Annotated in this window: 18 protein-coding genes; 8 read left to right on the top strand and 10 right to left on the bottom strand. The window is 51.4% G+C overall.

Features of this window, described 5'->3' with window-relative positions; all coding sequences use genetic code 11:
• Window positions 1-45: 45 nt before the first annotated feature.
• Entirely contained in the window at window positions 46-1476 is a 1431-nt protein-coding gene (locus EPA93_RS00640; RefSeq protein WP_165422773.1) for an aminotransferase-like domain-containing protein, read from the top strand.
• Between the two features lie 74 nt (window positions 1477-1550).
• On the opposite strand, the gene EPA93_RS00635 is transcribed toward EPA93_RS00640, so the two are convergent.
• The 3 genes from EPA93_RS00635 to EPA93_RS00625 all read right to left on the bottom strand — a co-directional run bounded on the left by EPA93_RS00635 (window position 1551) and on the right by EPA93_RS00625 (window position 4703).
• Window positions 1551-3608 carry a molybdopterin-containing oxidoreductase family protein gene (locus EPA93_RS00635; protein WP_129885175.1) on the bottom strand — a complete coding sequence of 686 codons (2058 nt, stop codon included), beginning with the start codon at window positions 3606-3608 and terminating at the stop codon, window positions 1551-1553.
• Window positions 3586-4107 (bottom strand): peptide deformylase, encoded by a 522-nt coding sequence (gene def / locus EPA93_RS00630; RefSeq protein ID WP_207229400.1) that lies wholly within the window; start codon window positions 4105-4107, stop codon window positions 3586-3588. The genes EPA93_RS00635 and def overlap by 23 nt, the downstream gene beginning before the upstream one ends.
• Window positions 4108-4283: 176 nt before the next feature.
• Window positions 4284-4703, bottom strand: coding sequence for an Lrp/AsnC family transcriptional regulator (locus tag EPA93_RS00625; protein ID WP_165422772.1), 420 nt, complete (start codon window positions 4701-4703; stop codon window positions 4284-4286).
• Window positions 4704-4957: 254 nt separating this feature from the next.
• On the opposite strand from EPA93_RS00625, the gene EPA93_RS00620 reads away from it, so the two are divergent.
• Together EPA93_RS00620 and EPA93_RS00615 are read left to right on the top strand one after the other, a co-directional pair.
• The gene (locus tag EPA93_RS00620) at window positions 4958-5728 is read left to right on the top strand and encodes an MBL fold metallo-hydrolase (protein ID WP_129885173.1); all 771 of its coding nucleotides are present in this window, start codon (window positions 4958-4960) and stop codon (window positions 5726-5728) included.
• Between the two features lie 399 nt (window positions 5729-6127).
• Window positions 6128-7177: a M42 family metallopeptidase gene (locus EPA93_RS00615; protein ID WP_129885172.1), complete on the top strand. Its 1050-nt coding sequence runs from the start codon at window positions 6128-6130 to the stop codon at window positions 7175-7177.
• A gap of 24 nt (window positions 7178-7201) precedes the next feature.
• On the opposite strand, the gene EPA93_RS00610 is transcribed toward EPA93_RS00615, so the two are convergent.
• On the bottom strand, window positions 7202-8014 hold the full coding sequence (locus tag EPA93_RS00610) for an SDR family NAD(P)-dependent oxidoreductase (protein ID WP_129885171.1): 813 nt from the start codon (window positions 8012-8014) through the stop codon (window positions 7202-7204).
• Between the two features lie 231 nt (window positions 8015-8245).
• Here EPA93_RS00610 and EPA93_RS00605 point away from each other — a divergent pair, with 231 nt between their 5' ends.
• Window positions 8246-9256: an AraC family transcriptional regulator gene (locus EPA93_RS00605; RefSeq protein WP_129885170.1), complete on the top strand. Its 1011-nt coding sequence runs from the start codon at window positions 8246-8248 to the stop codon at window positions 9254-9256.
• On the opposite strand, the gene EPA93_RS00600 is transcribed toward EPA93_RS00605, so the two are convergent.
• Window positions 9206-9982 carry an alpha/beta hydrolase gene (locus EPA93_RS00600; RefSeq protein WP_165422771.1) on the bottom strand — a complete coding sequence of 259 codons (777 nt, stop codon included), beginning with the start codon at window positions 9980-9982 and terminating at the stop codon, window positions 9206-9208. The two genes, EPA93_RS00605 and EPA93_RS00600, sit on opposite strands and share 51 nt — an antisense overlap.
• 418 nt (window positions 9983-10400) lie before the next feature.
• On the opposite strand from EPA93_RS00600, the gene EPA93_RS00595 reads away from it, so the two are divergent.
• Window positions 10401-10829: a GlcG/HbpS family heme-binding protein gene (locus EPA93_RS00595; protein WP_129885168.1), complete on the top strand. Its 429-nt coding sequence runs from the start codon at window positions 10401-10403 to the stop codon at window positions 10827-10829.
• Between the two features lie 57 nt (window positions 10830-10886).
• Here EPA93_RS00595 and EPA93_RS00590 read toward each other — a convergent pair whose 3' ends face one another.
• Window positions 10887-14138, bottom strand: a complete 3252-nt coding sequence (locus EPA93_RS00590; RefSeq protein ID WP_129885167.1) for a winged helix-turn-helix domain-containing protein — start codon at window positions 14136-14138, stop codon at window positions 10887-10889.
• A 306-nt stretch (window positions 14139-14444) separates the two neighbouring features.
• Here EPA93_RS00590 and EPA93_RS00585 point away from each other — a divergent pair, with 306 nt between their 5' ends.
• The 3 genes from EPA93_RS00585 (at window position 14445) to EPA93_RS00575 (ending at window position 18390) form a co-directional block, all read left to right on the top strand.
• On the top strand, window positions 14445-16103 hold the full coding sequence (locus EPA93_RS00585) for an FAD-dependent monooxygenase (RefSeq protein ID WP_129885166.1): 1659 nt from the start codon (window positions 14445-14447) through the stop codon (window positions 16101-16103).
• A gap of 241 nt (window positions 16104-16344) precedes the next feature.
• Window positions 16345-17103 (top strand): metallophosphoesterase family protein, encoded by a 759-nt coding sequence (locus tag EPA93_RS00580; RefSeq protein ID WP_129885165.1) that lies wholly within the window; start codon window positions 16345-16347, stop codon window positions 17101-17103.
• 378 nt (window positions 17104-17481) lie between these two features.
• Window positions 17482-18390, top strand: a complete 909-nt coding sequence (locus tag EPA93_RS00575) for a CPBP family intramembrane glutamic endopeptidase (protein ID WP_129885164.1) — start codon at window positions 17482-17484, stop codon at window positions 18388-18390.
• A gap of 24 nt (window positions 18391-18414) precedes the next feature.
• Here EPA93_RS00575 and EPA93_RS00570 read toward each other — a convergent pair whose 3' ends face one another.
• The 4 genes from EPA93_RS00570 to EPA93_RS00555 all read right to left on the bottom strand — a co-directional run bounded on the left by EPA93_RS00570 (window position 18415) and on the right by EPA93_RS00555 (window position 21486).
• Complete coding sequence (locus EPA93_RS00570; protein ID WP_129885163.1) at window positions 18415-18825, bottom strand: YybH family protein; 411 nt, start codon at window positions 18823-18825, stop codon at window positions 18415-18417.
• A gap of 142 nt (window positions 18826-18967) precedes the next feature.
• Window positions 18968-19222: a hypothetical protein gene (locus EPA93_RS00565; RefSeq protein WP_129885162.1), complete on the bottom strand. Its 255-nt coding sequence runs from the start codon at window positions 19220-19222 to the stop codon at window positions 18968-18970.
• A gap of 129 nt (window positions 19223-19351) precedes the next feature.
• Window positions 19352-21001 carry a Na/Pi cotransporter family protein gene (locus EPA93_RS00560; protein WP_242527298.1) on the bottom strand — a complete coding sequence of 550 codons (1650 nt, stop codon included), beginning with the start codon at window positions 20999-21001 and terminating at the stop codon, window positions 19352-19354.
• Between the two features lie 266 nt (window positions 21002-21267).
• Window positions 21268-21486, bottom strand: a complete 219-nt coding sequence (locus tag EPA93_RS00555) for a hypothetical protein (RefSeq protein WP_129885161.1) — start codon at window positions 21484-21486, stop codon at window positions 21268-21270.
• Window positions 21487-21522: the final 36 nt, after the last annotated feature.

The following is a 21522-nucleotide window of genomic DNA, read 5'->3' as shown; positions in this document are numbered from 1 at the left end:
AGGATGGCAAAAGTATATCCAATTAAGAGCTAAATGGTATGTCATATGGAAATGCAGCAACTTCTTCAGGTACTGGGCCCCTGGTCTGCCGGGCGGGGAGCGCTTTATCGCCAGCTTGCTACAAGCATGCAAGCAGCTATCCAACGTGGAGATATTGCCCCTCTAACTCGTTTACCTGCTGAGCGCGTGCTGGCCCAGGCTCTGGCCGTGAGCCGTACTACGGTTCTAGGAGCATATCGCTTACTTGAGCAAGAGGGCTGGGTAGATCGCTTGCAAGGCAGTGGAACCTGGGTGCGTTCGTTGCCCCTGGGCAAAACGTATGTGCCTCCGATCGGCCTCGCGGCTCCCAATATTCCCTGGCACCTGCCCTCAACGCAACAGCAGATATTGATAGATTTGTCAGTTGGTACGCCCGGCCCCTTAGCCGAGATAGCAGCTAGCGATTTCGCTCTGACGGCCAGCGATATAGAGTGGGTGATGGCGCAGCGTAGTTATTCGCCGCAAGGCTGGTTACCATTATGTCAGGAGATAGCTAGCTACTTGAGCCGTTGCGGTTTGCCGACCTCGGCACACCAGATTCTGGTAACCACAGGAGCACAACAGGCAATAGCGCTGATCGCGCAACTCTACGTCCAGCGTGGAGAAGTTGTGGCGCTGGAAAATCCTACCTATTTTGGCGCTATTGATATCTTTCGGGGATATGGTGCACAACTCGCTCCACTATCTGTGGGTGACCGGGGCATACAGCTGCCTGAATTACGCGAGCTGTGCAAGACTACTATTCCACGCCTACTCTACCTGACCCCTACCTTTCAGAATCCCACTGGAACGCTTATGCCAACACATGCACGTCAGGAGATAGCTCGCCTTGTGGCCGAGACTAGAATGCCGCTCCTTGAGGATATGACGTTCGTGGATGTCCGCTTTGGAGAGGAAGACGTACCACCGCCTATTGCTTCTTTTTGTCGGCAAGGCCCTGTTCTTGCCGTTGGCTCGCTGGATAAAATGTTCTGGTCCGGGCTGCGTATTGGCTGGATACGGGCTGCAGAAACCATTATTGAACGACTGTTGCAGCTTAAAGAAAGGGCCGATCTGGGAACCGGTCTTGTCTCGCAGGCTATTGCCTTGCGCGTGATGCAACGGATCGAGCAGATTCGTGCAGCTCGCCAGCGCGATGTGAAGGAGAGATTAGCAGCTATGGAGCAGCTGTTAGCGGCATATCTACCGTCCTGGCAATGGCGGCGCCCTGCAGGAGGCTATTTTGGTTGGTTGCGTCTGCCTGCAGGAAATGCTCAGGAGTTAGCGCAACTCGCTTTGCGCCATGGCGTATTGATCTGCCCTGGGAGTATGTTCTCGGTTGATGGCACCCATCAGAGCTATGTGCGCCTACCTTTTCTAGTGGACACAGAGATAATGCAAGAAGGCATCGCCAGGCTGGCGAGCGCCTGGCAAGCATATGAGCTTTCGCTGTCCTGAGCAACCATTTTCGCTTTTTTGTTTACCACCCAAACTACTGCATGAGCCAGCCTGAAAGCAGTAGGAGAGTACACTTATCCTTCCTGAGCTACTGCCCGCACTTCCACCAGGGCGTCATAAGCTGATTGCCCGCCGGGGAGCGTGTGGGGATTGATGGCGTCGCTGGCGGCAGGAGAGAGCGCGGCGCTCCCGCTAGTGAGCCTGTTGAGCTCGTTCCAGCCGTCACGCATCCAGACTACTCCTGGCTGGATATCTATTGTGATGCGTACCCGAGCACGAACCTGACCCTGGTCATTGTAGAGGAGAGCATGATTACCATCAACGATGCTGCGCTTTGCTGCATCCCTGGGGTGTAGCCAGAGTTCGGGTTCGGGATTGGCTCTGGCAAGCGATGGAAGAGCCTGACCCTCGTCATAGAAAGAATGGAAGGCGCTGAGCGTACGGCCCTGACGAAATTGCAAGGGATAGCGTTTACTGACTGGAGGAGCCGTAAAGGTGGGCAGCGGAGAAAGTCCCACCCGCTTTGCCTGTTCGCTCCAAAATTCTATCTTGCCGGAGGGCGTGTGGAAATGCCTATCTTCGTAAGCTACTGGCGAAAGGTTGCTCCTGGCCTGGAAACCGCCAAGCTGGCGTAACTTGGCAACGGTTAAGGCCTGACCCTGGGCATCCTGTTGAGGCTCAAGCAAGGCATCAAGAAATTCTTCCTCTCCTGGCCAGGGAAAATAGTCTTCTATGGCCAGGCGTTGCGCCAGATCGCGTAATAGCTGCCCGGTTGAGTGCGCTTCACCGGCTGGAGATAATACACGTTCCATCAAATAGATGTGGCCTGGCGTATCCTTAAGTCCAAGCTCCTCTAGCCAGATGGTCCCGGGCAGAATCAGATCTGCACAACTCCGTATCGTCTCATTCATAAAGATGTCATGAGCTATAATGAGATCTATTTTATCAAGGGCTTGTGCCAGTGAACCTGAGTTAGCATATGAGGAAAGTATATTTGTGCCGAGCAGAAAGAGCACGTCAAGCTGACCTGCTTCCATTGCTGAGACAACTGAGGACATATGATTAGGAATATAACTACCCGCCGGGCGCTGCTCAATGGCTAAAAGGTTGGCAAAGCCGGTGCCATGAGTCAAAGCACCGTGGCGAGGACCAAAACCTCCACCTGCTATGCCCAGTTGCTCTGTTAAGGCCGGCAGGCAGGCAATAGCCCGGCTGACCTCCCAACCCGCGCGATGTTTAAACAGCGAGCTTCCGCCCATCATCAGCATGGCGGGCCTGGATGTGGCATATATGCGGGCCAGCTGACGAATGCGCTCAACTGAAACACCTGTAATCGGTGCTGCCCATGTGGGCGTAAGCGTGCGCACATGTTCGGCAAAGGCCCTAAAGCCAAGAGTATAATTTTCAATGAATGCGCTATCTGTTAGCCCTTCGCTAATAATAACATTGCACATTGCCAGCGCCAGAGCTGCGTCCGTGCCTGGTTGTATTAATACTACCTCATCGGCCTGGCGAGAAGCCTCGCAGTGCCGGCAATCGATATGAACTATCTGTGCTCCGCGCTTACGCGCCTCGATCAAGGCTGGGCCTGTAGTTGGTTGGCTGGCTAGATTAGCTCCCCAGATAAAAATAGTTTGCGCATGGGCCGCCATATCTTCTTTTGTGTGAGCCTCTAAGACGCCGGTCAGGGCCAGACCATAGGCGCCGAGTGCCCAACAATTGATGGCCGAGTTCCAGATCTGGAAGCCTCCCATATAGCCAAAGCGCATAATGAGTGAAGCAGTGGCTCCCATCACGATTGATCCATGCCCTGGCCAGATGCCCACGCGATCGCGCCTGGTACGCTGAATACGCTCTGTAATCAGAGATAGCGCCTCATCCCACGTGATTGGCTCCCAACGATCTTCCCCGCGGCGTCCAAGCCGGCGCAGAGGGTATAAAAGGCGCCGCGGATTATCAACGATTTCGGCGCTGGCTCGCCCACGCAGGCATAAGAAGCCGCGACTATCTGGATTATCGCGATCACCCTTAAGCGTTTTGAAGAGATTTTGTTCGGTTTCAACTACCATCCCACAGTAGGTAGGATGGCAATTCATTGGACAGAGAGTCTTAACTTGTTGCCGTGTCAGCATGTTGTGACCTTTCGTCTTCTTCTAGATCGCCAGGGCGTACCTCACGCAGATCTTCAGGCCTGTCGAGACGATCAAAGTAGAGGATACCATCTAAATGGTCGATCTCATGCTGCAGGATGCGTGCAAACCAGCCTTCAGCAGGCACGCGTACAGCTTTGCCGCGCACATCCTGGGCCTTCACCATAATCTTTTCTGAGCGGCGGATATTTTCACCAAAGTAGCCTGGAATGCTGAGGCAAGCTTCTGAACCTAGCTCTTCCCCCTCCGCTTTGACAATCTCGGGATTAAATAGGGCGACTCTCTGGTCTTCGTATTCGGCCACAAATACGCGGATCGATTGCCCTATTTGAGGACCTGCCAGACCTGCCCCGTTCACTGCATGTAAGGTTTCAAACATATCGTTAACAAGCTTCTGTAGCGAGGTGTCAAAGCGATGCACCTTTTTGGCCTTCTGCCGTAATATTGGATTACCAAGAGTAACGATCTTGCGGATAGCCATGCTCCCTTTTCCTTTCATTTCCATAAAGTGGTGAGGCAACTTGATGCCTGAAGTGACCTCCACCGGCTAGTTATCGAAAGATAGCCTGTTCTAGAGATATATGTACCATAGCAGAGATGTGGTTATATGTCAATATGATGCACTGACATATCGGTGCATTGGGGGTGAGTAGCATACTAAGCATCTTTAACGGTGGAGGCGATAACAATATTGAGGCGATAGTTGGCATAGGTGAGGAGCGCTTCTAGAAAAGTGTTAAGGGTGCCCTGGTCCGGCACTTCTATTTTTAGTAAATAGCAGGCGTTTCCTGAGATGCGATGGCACTCGCGGATCTCCTTTTGAGCCTGGACAAACTTGAGGAATTCCTGATGATGGCTGCTTTTCATAAATGTCTCAACATATGCCTCAATAATAGGATTAATTTTCTGTTGATCAATGCGAATCGTGTAACCAGTAATGATGCCTTGCTCTTCAAGGCGACGCACGCGCTCAGTAACTGCGGGAGCAGTCATATGTATGAGAGCCGCTAGCTTGCGCATAGAGAGTCGGCTGTTGCGTTGTAGCTCCAGTAAGATTGCTTTGTTTATATTGTCCATAAAATAGAGCTCCAATTGTTGGGATAGGATGCCCTTACTTTTCATTTGAAAAGAAAGAGGGGCTGAACAGTTTAACTTTCTTTATGTAAGTAACGTTCTTGATACGCTACAATTCAAATGCATCAGTTGTCAATGGGGTTGAGGTCTATCGTCTCTTTGTACGAGCAGGAACACGACAAGCTTATGCGATATCCTGGTCTACAAGCTAAGAGCGCAAGGGCTCACCTCGTTATTAAGATATGCGGGAGGCGAAAATGAAAGTTCACCTGTTGCGTCATGCAACTTCTATCATTAACTACCATGGCTTACAGTTCCTTGTAGATCCTATGTTAAGTCCTGCCGGGGCTATAGAGCCTGTTGCCAATTCCGGTAATACGCTACGCAATCCGCTGGTTGACTTGCCTGTATCCGCGGAAGAATTGCGCAAGCTTCTGCAAAATATTGATGCAGTTCTCGTAACACATACACACTTGGATCACTGGGATGCCCAGGCCGGAGCTTTGCTGTCTAAAGATCTGCCAATTTTTTGCCAGCCGGAGGATCAAGAAGCTTTCGCCAGGGCAGGATTTACGAAGATACGGCCAGTAATAGATCACGTGGAATGGCAAGGTGTGCTGATTTCGCGTACTGGTGGCCAGCATGGGACGGGGGAGATCGGAAAAAAGATGGGACAGGTTTCAGGATTTGTTTTGTCAGCAGAACAGGAGCCGACCCTGTATATCGCTGGTGATACTATCTGGTGCGCTGAGGTTAAGCAAGCTCTCCAGGAATTTAGACCGGAAGTAGTGGTTCTCAATACTGGTGCTGCCACATTTGTGGTTGGCGATCCAATTACCATGACCGCCGACGATGTTTTCCAGGTATGTCGGACTTTGCCAGCGGCGAAAGTTGTAGCCGTTCATCTAGAAGCTATTAACCATTGTCGCCTCAAAAGATCCGAGTTGAAGGAGCAGGTTGAACAGGAAGGCTTGATACAACAGGTGGCAATTCCGGCTGATGGAGAGGTGCTTACCTACGCGCTGTAATTGATGGGCTCTATTTGTTGGGCCAGAACAGTAAGAGGTAGTTTTTGGAGAGGAGGCGCCAAAAACTACCCTTACCGTGAGCGCTATAACACTGACAATTTGTCAAACGCTACTTTGGTTGTCTACTGATGCGAGCAGAGCCAAGGTATTTGTGTTATTGCCATAATCAATCTTCGCCCCGGCTCAGCTCTTGCCTTAGTGAGACGAATTACCTAGCTTCTTTTAATAGTATATATCCGGGTAGAAATGAAGTTTGTGAATATAGGTTGGCCTGATTTGGACTGGACAAACTTTCGCTGGTAGTGTAAACATGTGGAAGAGGAGTATGGCTTTGAAGAGCCCATACGCCGTGCCTGTATCTTTGAGATACATCGAGTTAAATGTAAAAGGAGCGTAGGAATGGCAATTAATGTTGAATTGCTGAAAAAAATTGCGGAGACACCTGGCATTGCAGGACGCGAAGACCAGGTGCGCGCCCTAATCCTGGAAGAACTGCGCACACTTACCGACGAGGTGAGGGTTGATCGCCTGGGCAACATCATCGCCTTAAAGCGAGGTAAAAGTGAGCGTCGTGTCATGCTGGCAGCCCATATGGACGAAATCGGCTTCATCGTCAAGCATATTGACGACCAGGGATTCATCCGTATTCAGCCGGTGGGTGGTTTTGATGCCCGTGTGCTCTTTGCTCAGCGAGTCCTGGTCCACGGCTTTGCGGGCCAGACGTTACGAGGAGTTCTGATGCCATCGAGCAAGCCTATTCACCTCTTAGGAGATGAGAAACCCCCGGCAGTGAAACTCGATGATCTCTTTATCGATCTTGGCCTGTCAAAGGAACAGGTGCGCGCAAAAGTAGAAGTGGGCGATATGATTACGATGGATCGCACGCTTGAAGTCGTTGGCGATATGGTCGTCAGCAAGTCGCTGGATGATCGTGCCAGCCTCTTTGTGATGCTAGAAGCCCTGCGTGCGCTGCGTAGCCACGAGGTGACTATCTTTGCCGTCGCCACGGTCCAGGAAGAGGTGGGTCTACGTGGCGCAGCCACTGCCGCCTACCAGGTTCAGCCGGATGTGAGCGTAGCGCTGGATGCCACTCTGGCGGGCGACATTCCTGGTGGGCATGATCAAGATGCCGTTACACGACTGGGCGAGGGCACTGCTCTCAAGGTATTCGATTCTTCGCATATCTCCAACCATAAGCTCGTGCGACACTTCCGCGATGTAGCGAAGCAGAACAACATTCCCTATCAGCTAGAGGTGCTGCCACGCGGCGGAACCGATGCGGGATCGATGCAGCGGGCACGCGAAGGCTCGCCCACGATCACGCTCTCGACGCCTACCCGCTACGTCCATACTGTCAACGAAATGATTCACCGGGCCGATCTGGAAGCGAGCATTAACTTGCTGGCCCGGTATCTAGAAGATGCTCATAACGGCGACTACTCGTTCTAGAAGCAGTGAGCTGTTCTATCTCGTTTAATTTCTCTGAAGAGTGGAGGGGGTGCCAATTCCCTCCACAATAGCTCTACCTTGTGGATTTGTCGCACTCCACTCCGCGGCAATCAAGCGACGACCAGTGAGCTCTTGCGAAGCGTCCGAGGCGAGAAACACAGCTGGAGCCTGGATGATCTCCGGCTGGAGCATTCGTGCCTGTAGATCGGCTGGCACCTCAGCAGGGACCATACCAGTATTGGTTATGCTACCCGGCAGCAGAACATTAACACGTATACTTGCTTCTGTCAGCTCCTGAGCCCAGATGGCCGAAGCAGACTCAAGCGCAGCCTTTGACGGTCCGTAGGGAGAAAAACCGCGCCGCTTCATCCCTTCATAGTTCATACTGATGTTAATAATGCTCCCCGCACGCTGCTGCTCCAGCATACGCCTCACAGCGGCGCGCGTCATATAGAATGTTCCATTGACATTCGTTTCGATGATCATCTGCCAGACCGCAGGTTCTATTTCCCAAAAGCGCGTTGGTTCCATCAGAAAAGAAGGGCTGACATACTTCATGCCACGAGCGGCATTATTGACAAGGATATCTACGTGGCCAAAGCGTTGGATGGTCTGCTCCACAATCTGCTCACATGCAGCTGGATTTGTCACATCAGCCAGTAGCGCCAGCACCTGTTGAGAGCAATCCTGCTTCGCCAGTTGATCGAGTTCGGCCTGTTCGCGCGCAGCGGTTGCAGTCACGGATGCACCTTCTTGTAAGTAGGCCTGCGCAATCGCACGTCCGAGCCCTCGGCCAGCTCCGGTCACAATCGCAACCTTACCATCAAGTTTTCCCATTCAGGTTACTCCTTTATCGTCTCTCCAGACAAACTATCAGCACGTTTCAGCCTGCTTCTCTTCCCTTGAAGAAAGGTCCAGCAGGGCTCCGCACAAGCAGAGAAGCATGTGCTTGACGTAAAGGGAGTATAGACGCTTTTGAGTGCTGAGTGATAGAATGATCGTTGAAAATAATTGTCAGATTCTGCAAATCTAGAAGATGGGCATGAGAGCGAGAAGAGAAGGATTCCAATGTCTACGTCGATTAAAGAGCGGAGCGAACGCGAGGTTCAACGACTTCAGGCCAATCGTGAGGAACTGATTGAGCGGCTCACCCGGGTTCTCCGGCAGGATGGAATGCTTCAGCCTCTACCAGGATTGCACCTTGCTCGTTCATCCTCACCGACAGCGCCACTGCATGGGATATCCATCCCATCCGTGTGCGTAATTGCTCAGGGTAGCAAAGAGGTTCTGCTCGGTGAGAGTTGCTATCGCTACGATCCTTTGCATTATCTGCTCACTACGATTGAGCTTCCCAGCGCGAGCCATGTGGTGGATGCTTCAACTGAGCGGCCATATCTCAGCCTGCGCCTGGAACTTCCTCCTACGCTTGTGAGCTCAGTGCTGTTGGAAGCGGGATACACTTCACAGGGAAAGCAGGCGGATGCCAGAGCTATAGCTGTCAGCCTGCTTGACAGCAATCTGCTTGACGCGGCTGTGCGTCTTGTTAGATTGCTGGATGCTCCAGCCGAAGTGTCGGTCTTGCTGCCATTGATTACGCGAGAGATTATATATCGGCTTCTCATAGGAGAGCAGGGGGACCGCCTCCGCCATCTAGCAGTCCTGGGAGGGTACACCTCCGATATTGCCAGAGCCGTTGCACGCTTGCGCCAGGACTTCGATCAGCCATTGCGTATCGAGGATCTTGCGCGCGAGTTGGGTATGAGCGTTTCGGGCTTCCATCATCACTTTAAGGCGGTCACCGCCATGAGCCCTTTGCAATTCCAGAAGCGCTTGCGGCTTCAGCAAGCCCGTCGCCTGATGCTAGGGGAAGATCTGGATGCGGCCAGCGCGGCCTTTCGCGTTGGGTATCAAGACGCTTCCCACTTCAATCGAGAGTACAAAAGTCTCTTCGGTGTTCCACCGATGCGCGACGTGCAACGGCTGCGAGGAGAAAGGCTGGCATTATCTGCAGCCAGCTGGGAGATGGATCTAGCCGACCGGAGCGTAGTGCTCAATGAAGGTGAGAAGGCGCAAGGTTAGATCACTGCCATTCTCCATAAAAATATTGACGCCATGGGCAAAACCCGGATAAAGATGAAGCTCCTTTGGCTCGCTAGCCAGCGAATACATATGTTGGGTTTCTGAGGCATAATCGTCGTTCTCGCTATTAATAAAGAGCTTGGGAACGCTGATAGACTTTATTTGAGCATCGCTAATACCCTTGCCAAAGGATTGAGGAGCAGAAAGGGTTAGCACTGCCGCAATTTGCTCGCTGGCGGCCACTTGTAATGAAGCAGTTCCTCCCATGCTGGAGCCAAGTAGAACGATCGTGCTAGCCCCTTGCTGGCGCATGAAGCCGACTGCAGCGCGAAGATCAACATCAAGCTTACTTACATCGGATTTGCCAGCCGAATCGCCGTTTCCCCGAAAATCGTAGGCAAGAACGCGGTAGCCGCGCTGAGCGAGACGTTGAGGGATACCGCTTTCATCCCAAATACTTTTGTCAGCACGAAATTCATGTGAGCAGATCACAGCGATTTTGCCATTACCATAGAGCAAACCTGCGAGCTGTATATTGTCTGCGGTTTGAAAGTGCACTTTTTGGGAAGGGACAGCAGGAATCGTCGGTGTAGGCGTAATTGCTGGGCTTGGCGTGGATTGAGGTTTGGCCGTTGATGTTGCCGGGGATTGGGACTGCGATCCTGCACTACAGGAGCTAAATAAGCAGAGCAAGAGAAGCAGCAATATCAGGTGAGAACGTTTCATTAACAATCTCCTTGGCATTACTAACCCACTATATAAATTTTGACATAAGTATACTTAGACATAGTTTTAACGTCAAGCTTAGATATTGAGCAAGCTACATCTTTTTGGCTAAGGACCTGATTGTGATAGAATAGATGTGCCGTAAATTCCATGCCGCTATAACTAGTGCTTTGTCAAGCCGGGATTGACGAGTGCGCCGCCTACGGCGGCAGATGGCGGAGGGAGCTGGGGCACAGCTTGGGGATGCTACACATCCCGGCAGGCCACAGTCAAGGGGCGAGAGCCCCTTGCATCCCCGCTTGTTTCACGCGTCACGTCAACCTTGACAGACTACTAATTATCAGTGGCTTCGCTGCTTATTTCTTGCAATGTAAGCATAAGCAGCGTCTTTTACGAGCATGCGTATAGGGAGAAATGAATGGCCCATAAGCTTGAAACTCGACCCGTGCTTACTCTGGCTGTTGCCAAGCTCATCGCTGCTGCAGCAGAAGAAAAAGCGCTTAAGCATGGCTTATCCGTAGCTATTGCTATCTTGAGTGATAGTGGCAAATTGCTCTATTTTCAGCGCATGGACAACACCTCTAACGCCAGCGTCGATATAGCCCTGGCCAAGGCTCAACACTCAGTCAACTTTCATCGTCCAACAAAGTATCATGAAGATTTGGTAAGCGGGGGCAATAATATTGTGTTGGGCGTGCCTGGTATGGTTCCATTGGAAGGTGGCTTACCTATAAGAGTTGATGGATATGTTGTTGGCTCCATTGGAGTGAGCGGCGCGAAGTCTAGCGAGGATGGCGAAATTGCCGAAGCTGGCGTGCAGGCCCTACAGGCCTATCTAGCCGGGTAGCGCGATTAATGATGTGGCTCGAAGGATAGCTGCTGCGAGTTTATATCAGCGCAGCACCTATAGCAGATCGAGCTGCCTGGCTATGGTACTGGCTTGGCTCCGATTCTTGACGTTTAATTTGCGGTAGATGCTTTGAAGCTGAGTACGGATCGTATTGACCGAGACTACTAGCTCGCTAGCGATCTCAGCATTAGAATTACCCATGCTCAATAAACGCAAGACGCGCTGTTCCTGTGGACTCAGGGGCTCTCCTATGTGTGGTGTGCTCGATATTGGTCGATGGCTGACAGGAGAGCTTTCCTGAGCGAAAGCGCCAAGAATACGGCGTGCGGCGGCGAGCAAATCTTCCTTGCGCAAGTAAGGAAGAAGATTGTGCAATAAACCTGCTAAGGTCTGACCCTCATCAAGAAAGAGGCGCAGATAGCCTTCAAAATGGGTGAGTTGAAGTAGTTCAACGAGCTGTTGGCGTGCTTCCTCTGCCAAACCCTGTTGGGAATAGGCCAGGACCAACACAACTTGGATTTCTAGCTTGAAATGAACGTGGCCGGTCTTCTGGGCTCCTGCGGATAAATCCTCAAGTTGCTCTAGCGCTGTGGTAATATCTCCTCGCCTTAGCAACAGGCGCGCTTGTAGCAATTGCTCGCGCCGACGTTGATAGAGAGGGAGAAAATCTTCACCTCCCTTGAGGCTGGCCAACCAGCGCTCGACAGCGGCCAGATCGCCATTAGCAAGTTGAATAGAGGCAAGTTGTGCCTGGACTTCGCGCGAGAGCTGTTGGCTCTGAGGCGTGATAGCTGTTTGATGCTGGGCCAGCCATATAGTCAAGTGCTGTTGAGCCTGAGCACTGTGTCCGCGAGCATGGATGATGCGGGCTTGCTGAACGGCGGCCAGTGCTAAGACCTCTTCTATATTGATCTCTTTGCCATAGGCCAGAGCCTCCTGAATAGCCTGCTCTGCAGCATTGAGATCATTCCAATAATAAGCGATTCTGCCCAATTGCAATTGGGTGCGGGCAATATCATCGCGGTCCTGTTGTGCGCGAGCCTGGGCAAGAAGCTGGTGAAGTTGCTCATTGGCCAGGCGCAGTTCTCCTTGCTCAAAACTTACGATAGCCAGCCTGCTTCTAGTTGCACGTGTGCTGATAGGGTTGCCCTGGCGCTCATTGAGGGCCAGCGTTTCGCGCAAGAGTCCGCGCGCATTGGTGAGAGAGCCGTCTAGCATCTCGCCAATGCCTAGCGAGGTCAAAGCGAGGGCGCGCCACATCTGTTCTTCTGCTGGCATCCAGCTCAAAGCCTGGCGGGCCCAGGTCATAGCCTGCAGAATATTTCCCTCGATGCGGGCTAGCAGCGCCTGGAAAGCGAAGATTCTTGCCAGTTTGGTAATCTGGTTTGTATCCCGCCAATATTGTTCGGCCATCTGCAGTAGATAGAGAAGGCGCTCTTTACCCTCCAGTAGACGTGCTTGCTCAAGAAGGGTGAGGAGCAAGGTTAGAGCTGCATGCATGCATAGTTCGGGTTGGTGCGCCAGTATTTTATCGGGTAGGGCCTCTAACCAGCGCTTGAGGCGATAGATCTCCGGAGCCGCTAAGATGCTAGCCTGTTGTCCGCTGTCAATAAACTTTGCAATCAGACGGGCGGCGCGCGGAAAGGCTTTCGCCTTAAGGGCGGTTTCAATGGCTTCGGCGAATAGCTCATGTTCTTCATACCAGAGGCTAGCACGTTCAGCCAGCTCATCCAAGCATGCCTCTCCCAGCAGATGGTGTGCCTCCTGGGCTATTGCCTCAGCAAAGAGAGGATAGTAGCGGGCCCATTTCCCGCTTCCATCCAGAGGGATTAAAAAGAGATCACCGCGATATAAAGCCGCGATATGCTGCGCGCTGTCTGTGCGGCCTGTGATGGTATCACAAAGTGAGGCCGTGATGAGTGGTAAATTGCTGGTATAGAGCAAAAACTCTTGTAAGGCTGCCGGCAAGGTATGGAGGATTTCATGCAGAAAGTATTGTTGGATGTTCAAGTAATTTCCCGAGAAGGCCGTGAGCATCTCTTCAATATTTTGCGCGGGACCGAACCAATGCAGCGCTTCGGCAAAGAGGCGCAAACCAGTTGGCCAGCCTTCCAGACGCTCATAGATGCGTTGCACGAGGCCAGGCGCGAGTGAAAAGGGAAGTTCTTTGGTGAAAAATGCTTTTGTCTCTGCTAGCGAGAAGCGCAAATTGAGTGGAGAGATATCCAATATCTCATTGTGAGCTTGCAGACGGACTAGCGAGAAGGGAGGCTCGCCGCGCGCTAAAAGGATGAGATGAAGCGAGGGAGGTAGATGCTCAAGAAAGAAACTGAGCGTTTGCGCGACCTGTGATGAGTTGATAGTATGGAGATCGTCAAGAATCAAAATAGCGGGCTGCTCGAGCTGGCTTAAGGCATTCAGCAAGGTGACCAGCATCATCTCTAATGGTTTCAGCGTAGGTGGCCGATGGGCGTAAAGTGCTGCCAGTGCCTCTTTTCCCAGCTTGGGATCAAAGCTCTGACAGGCAGTGATTATATAATGCCAGAAGAGAAGCTGATCGTTATCGCCCTCATCAAGAGTAATGTAGGCAACAGGGGGAAAATGAGCACGCGTATGGCGCGCAGCGACCCAGCTGGCGACCAGAGTTGTTTTGCCCGAGCCAGCGGTTCCCGAGATCAGCGTTACTTTGTATGTTGGGGCCTTATCCAGCAACTCCAATAGATGTGTACGCGCAAGTAGTCCTGGCGGTAAATGTGGCAATTGCAACTTTGAGAGTAATAAAGGCAAACGTGGCAACGAAGCTGAAGCTGTTGGCGCGCTTTCTGCACGAGTGGTATTAGCTTTGGCGTGGATAATATCTTCAACGGGGCCTTTGCCGCTGCTGACTTGATGAGCCGCTGCTTGCAAAGCATGGGTTTTGGCGGATGAGCCATCTATCTGTGAGACAAAGGTGACTTGTCCTGAAGAAGAGCTGGGTGAGTGTTCGTTTACCAGCAGAGTAGCGATTTCTTCCAAGCGCTCTATACTCAGCTGGCTGCTCCGACCAACATAACGTTTGCTTACATGCTTCTTAGCCCTGCGATAGGCATACCAATAGCCCTCTGTACCGCGACTGCGCCTCTCTTTTAGCAGATTGATCTGTCCATTGCGTCCATAAAAGGCAAAAGCACTATGCTCCTCAAGCCAGGCCTTCAGGCTCTCCTCGACGAAAAGAGAAGGCCTGGCGGCAAGCTCTTGCGCCTCCTTGAAAAGATAGCAGTCCTGCTCTGCTGACCAGTAAATTGTATACTGAGCCCGCTTTGGCATAGATCTCCCTGCTTTCTACTTTTTTGTTCCCCAACAAACTACTTTTAAGAAGTATATATCTTCAAAGGTAAAAAGGCAATTGTTCCCCAACGGATCAGACCACAAAGAATTGTTGTGGCTATGTTTTGAGCAATCATCCTTGCAGTCAGCAGTCTTGACGATGTTTGTTCATCCATCTACGTACTAACCTGACTCATACAGGCGATGTAGGAGAACGTCCGAGCTCTTGTGGCCAGAGCTTGCAGAACGAAATACGCTTACACACTGTCGAGAATAAAGAAATGATTCGAGAACTAAGCAGAAAGGATGCAAATGATGCCTGATCAGTATGATGAACATACACCTGTTTTAATCGTAGGAGGAGGTCTGGTAGGCCTCTCCCTGGCTCTGTTTCTTCAGCACCACAATATTCCATCTATTCTAGTAGAACGCCGCGCCACAACCTCTACGAGGCCACGAGCACGTGGTATTCATTTTCGCAGTATGGAGTTGTATCGTGAGATTGGCCTCAGTCAGCAGATTGTTAGCGCAGGAGCCAATAATGTAAAGCAGGGTCATCCCACAGGCTTACGGATTGGTGAAACGCTCATCAATGCTAAGGAACAGCAGATCGGACCTAAGTTACATACGCTGGTAAAGTCGGCAGAACTTTCACCTGAGTCCCTCTGCTTCTGCCCGCAGGATGTGCTAGAGCCTATTCTATTCACTGTGGCCAGGGAGCGAGGCTGCGATCTGCGCTTTTCGCATGAGCTCATTACCTATGAGCAAGAAGAGCGTGGAGTAATGGCCACGATTGCGGAGCGCTCTAGCGATAAAATGCGACGGGTGCATGCTAATTATCTGATAGCTGCTGATGGAGCGCACAGCCCTATTCGTCATACTTTGGGGATTTCGACTAGCGGTCTGGGAGTGTTAGAGCGCTATCTGAGCATCTACTTCCAGGCTGATTTAAGCGAGCTTGTCAGAGGGCGAACATTTAGTCAGTGTATTGTAGAAAATGAGCATGTGCGTGGCGGATTTGCCTCTCTCAACAACACAGATCGCTGGATCTTCCATCTGTCTTATAATCCTGATAGCATGGAGAGAGCAGAAGAGTTTTCGTCCGAGCGTTGCAAGCAGCTATTGCGCTGTGCTATTGGTGTGCCAGATATTGAGATCGAGATTAAGAGTATGAGTTCCTGGGAGTCAGCCGTCAAGATCGCCGATAGCTACCAGCGGGGTCGTATTATGCTTGTAGGAGATGCCGCACATTTGATGCCACCCTGGGGAGGCTTTGGCGGGAATACTGGAATTGCTGATGCGCATAACCTGGCCTGGAAGCTGGCTGCTGTTCACAAAGGCTGGGCCACACAAGAGTTACTCACTACTTATGAAGCAGAACGGCGGCCAGTAGCCTGGATCGCTGGCGAACAAGCTGCGCTGGGGACCGATGTGTATACACGTTATGGAATTGCCACAGCAAGCAATGCCCAGGAACTAGCCCAGCAGATTGACCCTTTGTTTGTCACTGTGGGATATCACTATCACTCTAAGGCAGTTATTGAGAACGAGCAGAGCAAAGCATCCTCACCGAACTTAGTGCTTACCGGTGAACCGGGTACGCGCATCCCGCATATATGGCTTGCGCAACAAGGAAAAAGAATCTCGACGCTGGATCTGGCCGGTACACGCTTTGTTCTGCTGGCAGGCGGCGAAGGAGAGAACTGGTGTCGTGCGGCCCTGGCTGTTGCCGAGAAACTGGATATTCCTCTGGCTGCCTATCGCGTCGGGCCTACAGGTGATTTAAGGGATACTGAGAACCGCTGGTTGACAGCTATACAAGGTCAAGAAGATCAGGCACTTCTTATGCGCCCTTATGGTTTTGTCGCCTGGCGCTCAGCGCAAAACATGGCAGCTACACTGCAGGAGTTAGAACGGGTACTTAAACAGGTGCTAGGTTATGATAGATCTGGAAATTTCGTATAGTCATCTTCTGAGGTTGAAGAGCCAGGCCAATAAGCGTGCTTAAGCAGCTAAGCGGCCCAATTCAGTCAGGCAATATCCATTGCAGATTGGAGAGGGTCGCTGCACTTTCTTGTGCCTGATATTGCAAATTTGCTGTTGCGTATATGCTACAAGCATAGAAGAGCTCTTTCCCAAGCTTGACCTACTCTGCTATGGTTTAGAAGTAAGCTTAATGAAATAGCAGGAATAAGGAGTGAGAAAGATGAAGATTGCGGCACTTTATGATATCCATAGTAATTTGCCAGCCCTGGAAGCCGTTCTGAAGGAGCTTGAAGAGGTGCAACCTGATCTTATCCTGGTGGGAGGAGATAGTGTTGCGGGGCCATTCCCGGTGGGGACTTTGCAACGTCTGGCCCAGTTGGGTGATCGTGTGCGCTACATTCGGGGCAATGGAGAACGCGAAGTTGCCATGGCTTTCGATGGCAAACCCTTGCCGTCTAATTTGTCTGAGCAAGGTTCGGCACAAGAGCGCTGGGCTGCTACACAGCTTACGCGAGCCCAACGTGATTTTATTGCCCAGTTGCCCGAACAACTTACCCTCTCCGTGGCTGGATTAGGAGATATTTTATTCTGTCATGCGACCCCACGCAACGACGAAGAGATATTTTCGCCAGCCACTTCTCCGGAACGGCTTGCTACTATCTTTGCAGGCGTTAAGCAGCAAATTGTAGTATGTGGCCATACCCATATCCAGTTTGAGCTTAAGCTAGGCCAGCTGCGCATTCTTAATCCTGGAAGCGTAGGCATGCCCTATGATGACGAACCTGGAGCTTGCTGGCTTCTGCTCAGTCCTCAGGGCTACGAGATGCGCAGGACTGCCTATGATCTGGAGGCAGCTGCACAGGCCATCGTAGCGAGCGGATTTCCATATGCGCAGGAGTTCGTGGCCCATAATGTGCTGCAGGTTCCCAAAACTGCCGAGACAATAGAGATGCTGGAACGTATGGCCGAGCAATCTTAAAGTTGTGAAAGTCTGTATGCTGGCTTCACTTCGAAGAGAAAACAGAAGCCAGCAACACGCTCTGTCCTCTATCCATATCACGAAGTTTCCCCTCTTCGTCAAAGACTACATTTGTGCCTGAGAGACGAGCCAGCTTGCCTCTAAATTGTTTGCCTCGTACCAGGTGAAACATAGTTTTTGACGTAACTAAGCTATTGTGCTATATTAAAAATGAGAGGGTTATATGGCGTAGCAATAGCTTCCCTCCTTCTTAGCTCCAGCGGCCTGAGACTCTAGTAGATAGATCAAGTTCACGCCTGGGGCTGAGCGGAGCCGGATGAGAACCCTGTCGAGATATCTTTGCCACAAAAGGTAAAGCTACAAAGGAGAGGAGCTACGATGATTCCATCCCCGCCTGATCTGGTTTCCTCCACCAGAGTAGCTGGGGTACGCGCCGTCTATCGAGCCGTATTTCCGCAAACGCTGCGCAGTCCCGCGTTCTGGTGCTTTGCCATCCTCTATCTTGGTGCTGTGGCTATCTATCTTCCCGCCGGGGGTAGGCCTGGCCTGCTTGTCGAACATCTCCTCATTTTCGGCTTTTTTTCTCTCCTCCTTCTGGTTATTCTTCCGCTCACAGAAGGGGCGCCTGTGCCTGCCTGGAGCGAAGGGGCGCCGGCAAATCAGATGCTGACGTGGCAACTGAGCGCTCTGCTTCTCTTTGCCCTCCTCTTTCTTGTCTATACCTTCTTGCTATTTTTGCTGTTTGTCCCACTTTGGGGAAGGCAGAACCGCGTGCTCCAGATGATAGCCTTTAGTGTTCCCCTCCTATTCTTTTTTGCTCTTCCTGTAGTAACCATGCGCTTACTTGGGAGCAGCTGGCAGGAACTAGGCCTGACGTATGGCTATCGCTCAGGATTGGTAGCACTCATTAGTTGTGTCCTCCCTGTGATGCTTGGGGCTACCCTACTAGTCGTCGGCCATCTAAGCGCGCTGGGATGGCTAACGAATATCATAAAATCGTTGTTGCAAGCAGGCTTTCCCGAAGAGATTTTTTTTCGTGGACTTCTGCTCACCCGGCTCCTGCGCTGGTTAGGGGCCCCATGGGGCCTATTCTTGAGCGCCTTGATTTTTGGCGCCTTTCATTTCGCAGTCAACCTCAGCCAGGGAGGCAGCCTGGGCTTAGCGCTCGCTGATTGTATTCTCGATCAGTTGACCTTTGGCTTAATGCTTGCCATTATCTGCTTTCGCACGCGTTCGATCCTGGCTGGCACGCTCTTGCATACGCTCACCGACTCCCTAAAAATTTAGGCAAAGGCAGATAAAGCCTCTATCTTATTGGGAAGGAGGGCGAGATTCGTGGTAGTGGGTCACCTTCCATGTGCCGCTTTTGCGCTGCAGCTGAAAGGTAACCCGTGCATCTGTGATGAACTGCTGTCCCTCGTATTCGCCTTCGAAGTGAGCAAGCAAAAAGACAGAGGCTGTATCTCCGAACACATCGATGATTACGTTACGCGCTTCCATCTTTTTGACTGGGCCGATCATTTGGGTGACCTGCTGGTAGTAGCGTTCGACAGCTTGCCAGCCCTGTACTGGCTGAGCCAGTTCCTGGGCAATATAAACGATCTTGTCGTGATTCTGATCCCAGATAGCCTGGAGCTCTGTGGCATCCGCAGAGGCGAACCCATGAAGATAGTGTTCGACGATTGCCTCTATCTGTAGCTTGTCCTGGCTATTTGCTCCCATAACAAAGCTTCTCTTTCAAAGAAAAGGTATAGCATCTCTTATGGTAAAACAGGCATGTTTGTCAATAGCCTCCATAAGTCTCATAGACAATGGCTTATGGTAGAATACCTGGCCTGTTTGAAGAAAGAGAGGGGTAGTTTCGTTATTTGCTCTGCTTGTCTTGCCGCGAATTTGATTTACTGAGTAGCAAGAGAATGTTGATGGCGATAGCCGGTAACCAGATCACAATGATGATGATTAGCCATTTCGTAAGCAGGCTCTGGACCCGAGAGAGCTCGACCAGGACCAGGAGTGTTAATATGCTTATGAGGCAAAGCGTCATGCCGGCAATCGCCAGATGATCGCGCCAGCCTGAACTAAACTTGCTTGATTGTGTTGTGTATTTCTGCTTTAGCATAGGCATCGCTCACTACTTGTACTAAGAGAGGATTACCGGATCTATGAAGATATGCTTGCTGAGGAGAGCCGGGGCTTTAGCCCTGCTTGAGGTGAGTGGCTCAGCGCTCTCCCCAGGCAAGCCAGTAACTTATTTCACTGCACGTGCCTCTTGCATAACGTAAGCCATATTCGTAGCATGGGAAAGGATCATGCCCAGAGTATCCAACATATCTAAATGGAGAGCACTCGATGTCCTGCTCGAAGGGATTCCCTGATGCAGCCGGCGAATATGGCGCAAGTGGAGCTCACGTTTTAGCTCATCCAAATGTGCTGTCCGCTCTAAAAATTCAGTTGCCAGCGCGGGACTATGGACCGTCAGCAATACCAGACCTTCTTGCAAGGCTTCCAAGACCTGCCGATGGTAGCCTACCAGATCTTCCCAGCCTTCCTCTGAGAAGGAAATGTGATCGCGCCAGCGCCGGGCAGCCAGGCTCATAAAACGCCTTGTGATGACATCGCCAATCGCTTCGAGATCAGCGGTGATATAGAGCAAGGCAATCTCTTGTCTTGCCTGTTCCTCGGTCAGGGCTGTTTCGTCTAACTGCGTGAGAAAGCCTTTGATGGCAGCATTTAATTCATCTAATTGATCATCAAGAGCCTCAATGTTTTGCTGAAGCTTTGGGTTCCGGTACTCCTCAAGGGCCTGAATGCTACCCTCAAGCATTTCCAATGCTACATCTGCCATGTGCAATATCTCGTGTGTTGCCAATCCCAGGGCAATAGCAGGCTTAGAGAGCGTTTTTATATCGAGGTAGCGCGGCCCATACACCTTGCCCTCGGCGCTCTTCTGTTCAGGTAAGAGCCTCTCTGCCAGAGTAGCTAGCTTTCCCGCCAGGGGAACACATAACAGAGCCAGCAGGCAGTTAAAAGCGAGATGAGCTGCGGCTACCTGCACGCCTGCGTCGGGCAATATATGCGCAAGCAAACCAGCGAGCAGCGGTAGCAGCATGAACGCAACAAGTGCGCCAAGTAGTTTTGTCCCTGTATGAATGAGCGCAAGCCTGCGCCCAACCAGCGTCCCATTGCTTGTGGCTGACAACAATGCTATAACTGTTGTTCCTACATTTGCTCCCAACATAAGTGCCAGAGCAGCTTCTACAGGTAATACTCCATGGGCAGCCAGGGCCACAATCAGACCAACTGATGCCGCACTAGAACTGAGTATGAGTGCGAGAAGTGTTCCGATCAGCAACAAAACAAGTGGCGCATCGGAGAGATCCTTAAACAGTAATGCAGTAACAGAATTGCTGGCTATTGGCTGGCTGCCAGTTGAGATAAAGGTCAGGCCAAGCACAATGAGGCCAAAGGCAAAGCAGGCTCGGCCTGCACGCTTCCAGGAACTGCGGTAGGTAAAGAGTGCAATTGCGCATCCCAGGCCAAGTATGATTGGCGCATAGTCAGTGATATGCAGGACTAGCAGCTGTACAGCCAGAGTCGAGCCAACGTTGGAACCGAGCAAAACAATAATAGCTGCTGTCAGTGGAAGCACATCAGCGCTGACCAAACCTATCAAGAGAGATGACATTGCGCTTGAGCTTTGCATAAGCGTCGTTGCCAGCACACCTATGCCGAAGGCAGCTCCCGGATTATTGATCAGTTGACCCAATGCACGTTTAATGAGTCCATCTGTCGAATGTTGAAAAGTTTCGCTCAATAGACGGACGCCATAGAGCAGTAATACAACGCCTGTGAAGATGAAGGCCAGTACTGCGGTGGGAGAGATCGCTGCAAACATCATGTCACCTCCTTAATGTGTATGCTAGTAGAGCGTCAGTTGCCCCATGTCTGGCTCCTTTGTTTTCGCGATAAGAATTTTTCGATTGCCTCTAGAGACTTGTCGTCTCTCATGTAGAGCTTGACGAAGTGCGCCGCCTGCAGCCTGCAGGCGGGGAGAAGCTGGGGCACGGCCACAGGTCCCGATCAAGGGGCGGCCGCGTCGCGAGCTAGCGAATTTTCCCTAGCCTCCCAGCTCTTTTCACGCCTCACTTCAATCTTGACAGGAGACTAATGCCCGAAGACGCCAGCCTGGTGAAGTATGCTGTAAAGCACCAGCAAGCCCATCAAAATCAAGTAAGCTCGAAGCATGAATAAAGAAAGTTTCACACTGATACGCATATGCATGGGCCCTAGCCCTTCGGGAGAACATTTCTCTTCAGGTGCGTCGAAGAGCGGATGAATGAGTTGAAAGGTTTCGTTGTTTAGATCTTTAAGAGTAGTCTGCATATCTTGCCTCCTTTTTTGTGACAATCTGGAGCATAT

Source organism: Ktedonosporobacter rubrisoli (assembly GCF_004208415.1).
In the GTDB taxonomy this organism is placed as follows: Bacteria; Chloroflexota; Ktedonobacteria; order Ktedonobacterales; family Ktedonobacteraceae; genus Ktedonosporobacter; species Ktedonosporobacter rubrisoli.
The sequence above is the reverse complement of the archived record's forward strand: the minus strand, read 5'-3'. Positions and strand labels throughout refer to the sequence as shown.

Bases quoted from the DNA above. Each gene is read 5' to 3' on its own strand.
- EPA93_RS00640 (WP_165422773.1), top strand. From the start codon at position 46: ATGGAAATGCAGCAACTTCTTCAGGTACTGGGCCCCTGGTCTGCCGGG.
- EPA93_RS00635 (WP_129885175.1), bottom strand. From the start codon at position 3,608: ATGCTGACACGGCAACAAGTTAAGACTCTCTGTCCAATGAATTGCCAT.
- def (WP_207229400.1), bottom strand. From the start codon at position 4,107: ATGGCTATCCGCAAGATCGTTACTCTTGGTAATCCAATATTACGGCAG.
- EPA93_RS00625 (WP_165422772.1), bottom strand. From the start codon at position 4,703: ATGGACAATATAAACAAAGCAATCTTACTGGAGCTACAACGCAACAGC.
- EPA93_RS00620 (WP_129885173.1), top strand. From the start codon at position 4,958: ATGAAAGTTCACCTGTTGCGTCATGCAACTTCTATCATTAACTACCAT.
- EPA93_RS00615 (WP_129885172.1), top strand. From the start codon at position 6,128: ATGGCAATTAATGTTGAATTGCTGAAAAAAATTGCGGAGACACCTGGC.
- EPA93_RS00610 (WP_129885171.1), bottom strand. From the start codon at position 8,014: ATGGGAAAACTTGATGGTAAGGTTGCGATTGTGACCGGAGCTGGCCGA.
- EPA93_RS00605 (WP_129885170.1), top strand. From the start codon at position 8,246: ATGTCTACGTCGATTAAAGAGCGGAGCGAACGCGAGGTTCAACGACTT.
- EPA93_RS00600 (WP_165422771.1), bottom strand. From the start codon at position 9,982: ATGAAACGTTCTCACCTGATATTGCTGCTTCTCTTGCTCTGCTTATTT.
- EPA93_RS00595 (WP_129885168.1), top strand. From the start codon at position 10,401: ATGGCCCATAAGCTTGAAACTCGACCCGTGCTTACTCTGGCTGTTGCC.
- EPA93_RS00590 (WP_129885167.1), bottom strand. From the start codon at position 14,138: ATGCCAAAGCGGGCTCAGTATACAATTTACTGGTCAGCAGAGCAGGAC.
- EPA93_RS00585 (WP_129885166.1), top strand. From the start codon at position 14,445: ATGCAAATGATGCCTGATCAGTATGATGAACATACACCTGTTTTAATC.
- EPA93_RS00580 (WP_129885165.1), top strand. From the start codon at position 16,345: ATGAAGATTGCGGCACTTTATGATATCCATAGTAATTTGCCAGCCCTG.
- EPA93_RS00575 (WP_129885164.1), top strand. From the start codon at position 17,482: ATGATTCCATCCCCGCCTGATCTGGTTTCCTCCACCAGAGTAGCTGGG.
- EPA93_RS00570 (WP_129885163.1), bottom strand. From the start codon at position 18,825: ATGGGAGCAAATAGCCAGGACAAGCTACAGATAGAGGCAATCGTCGAA.
- EPA93_RS00565 (WP_129885162.1), bottom strand. From the start codon at position 19,222: ATGCTAAAGCAGAAATACACAACACAATCAAGCAAGTTTAGTTCAGGC.
- EPA93_RS00560 (WP_242527298.1), bottom strand. From the start codon at position 21,001: ATGATGTTTGCAGCGATCTCTCCCACCGCAGTACTGGCCTTCATCTTC.
- EPA93_RS00555 (WP_129885161.1), bottom strand. From the start codon at position 21,486: ATGCAGACTACTCTTAAAGATCTAAACAACGAAACCTTTCAACTCATT.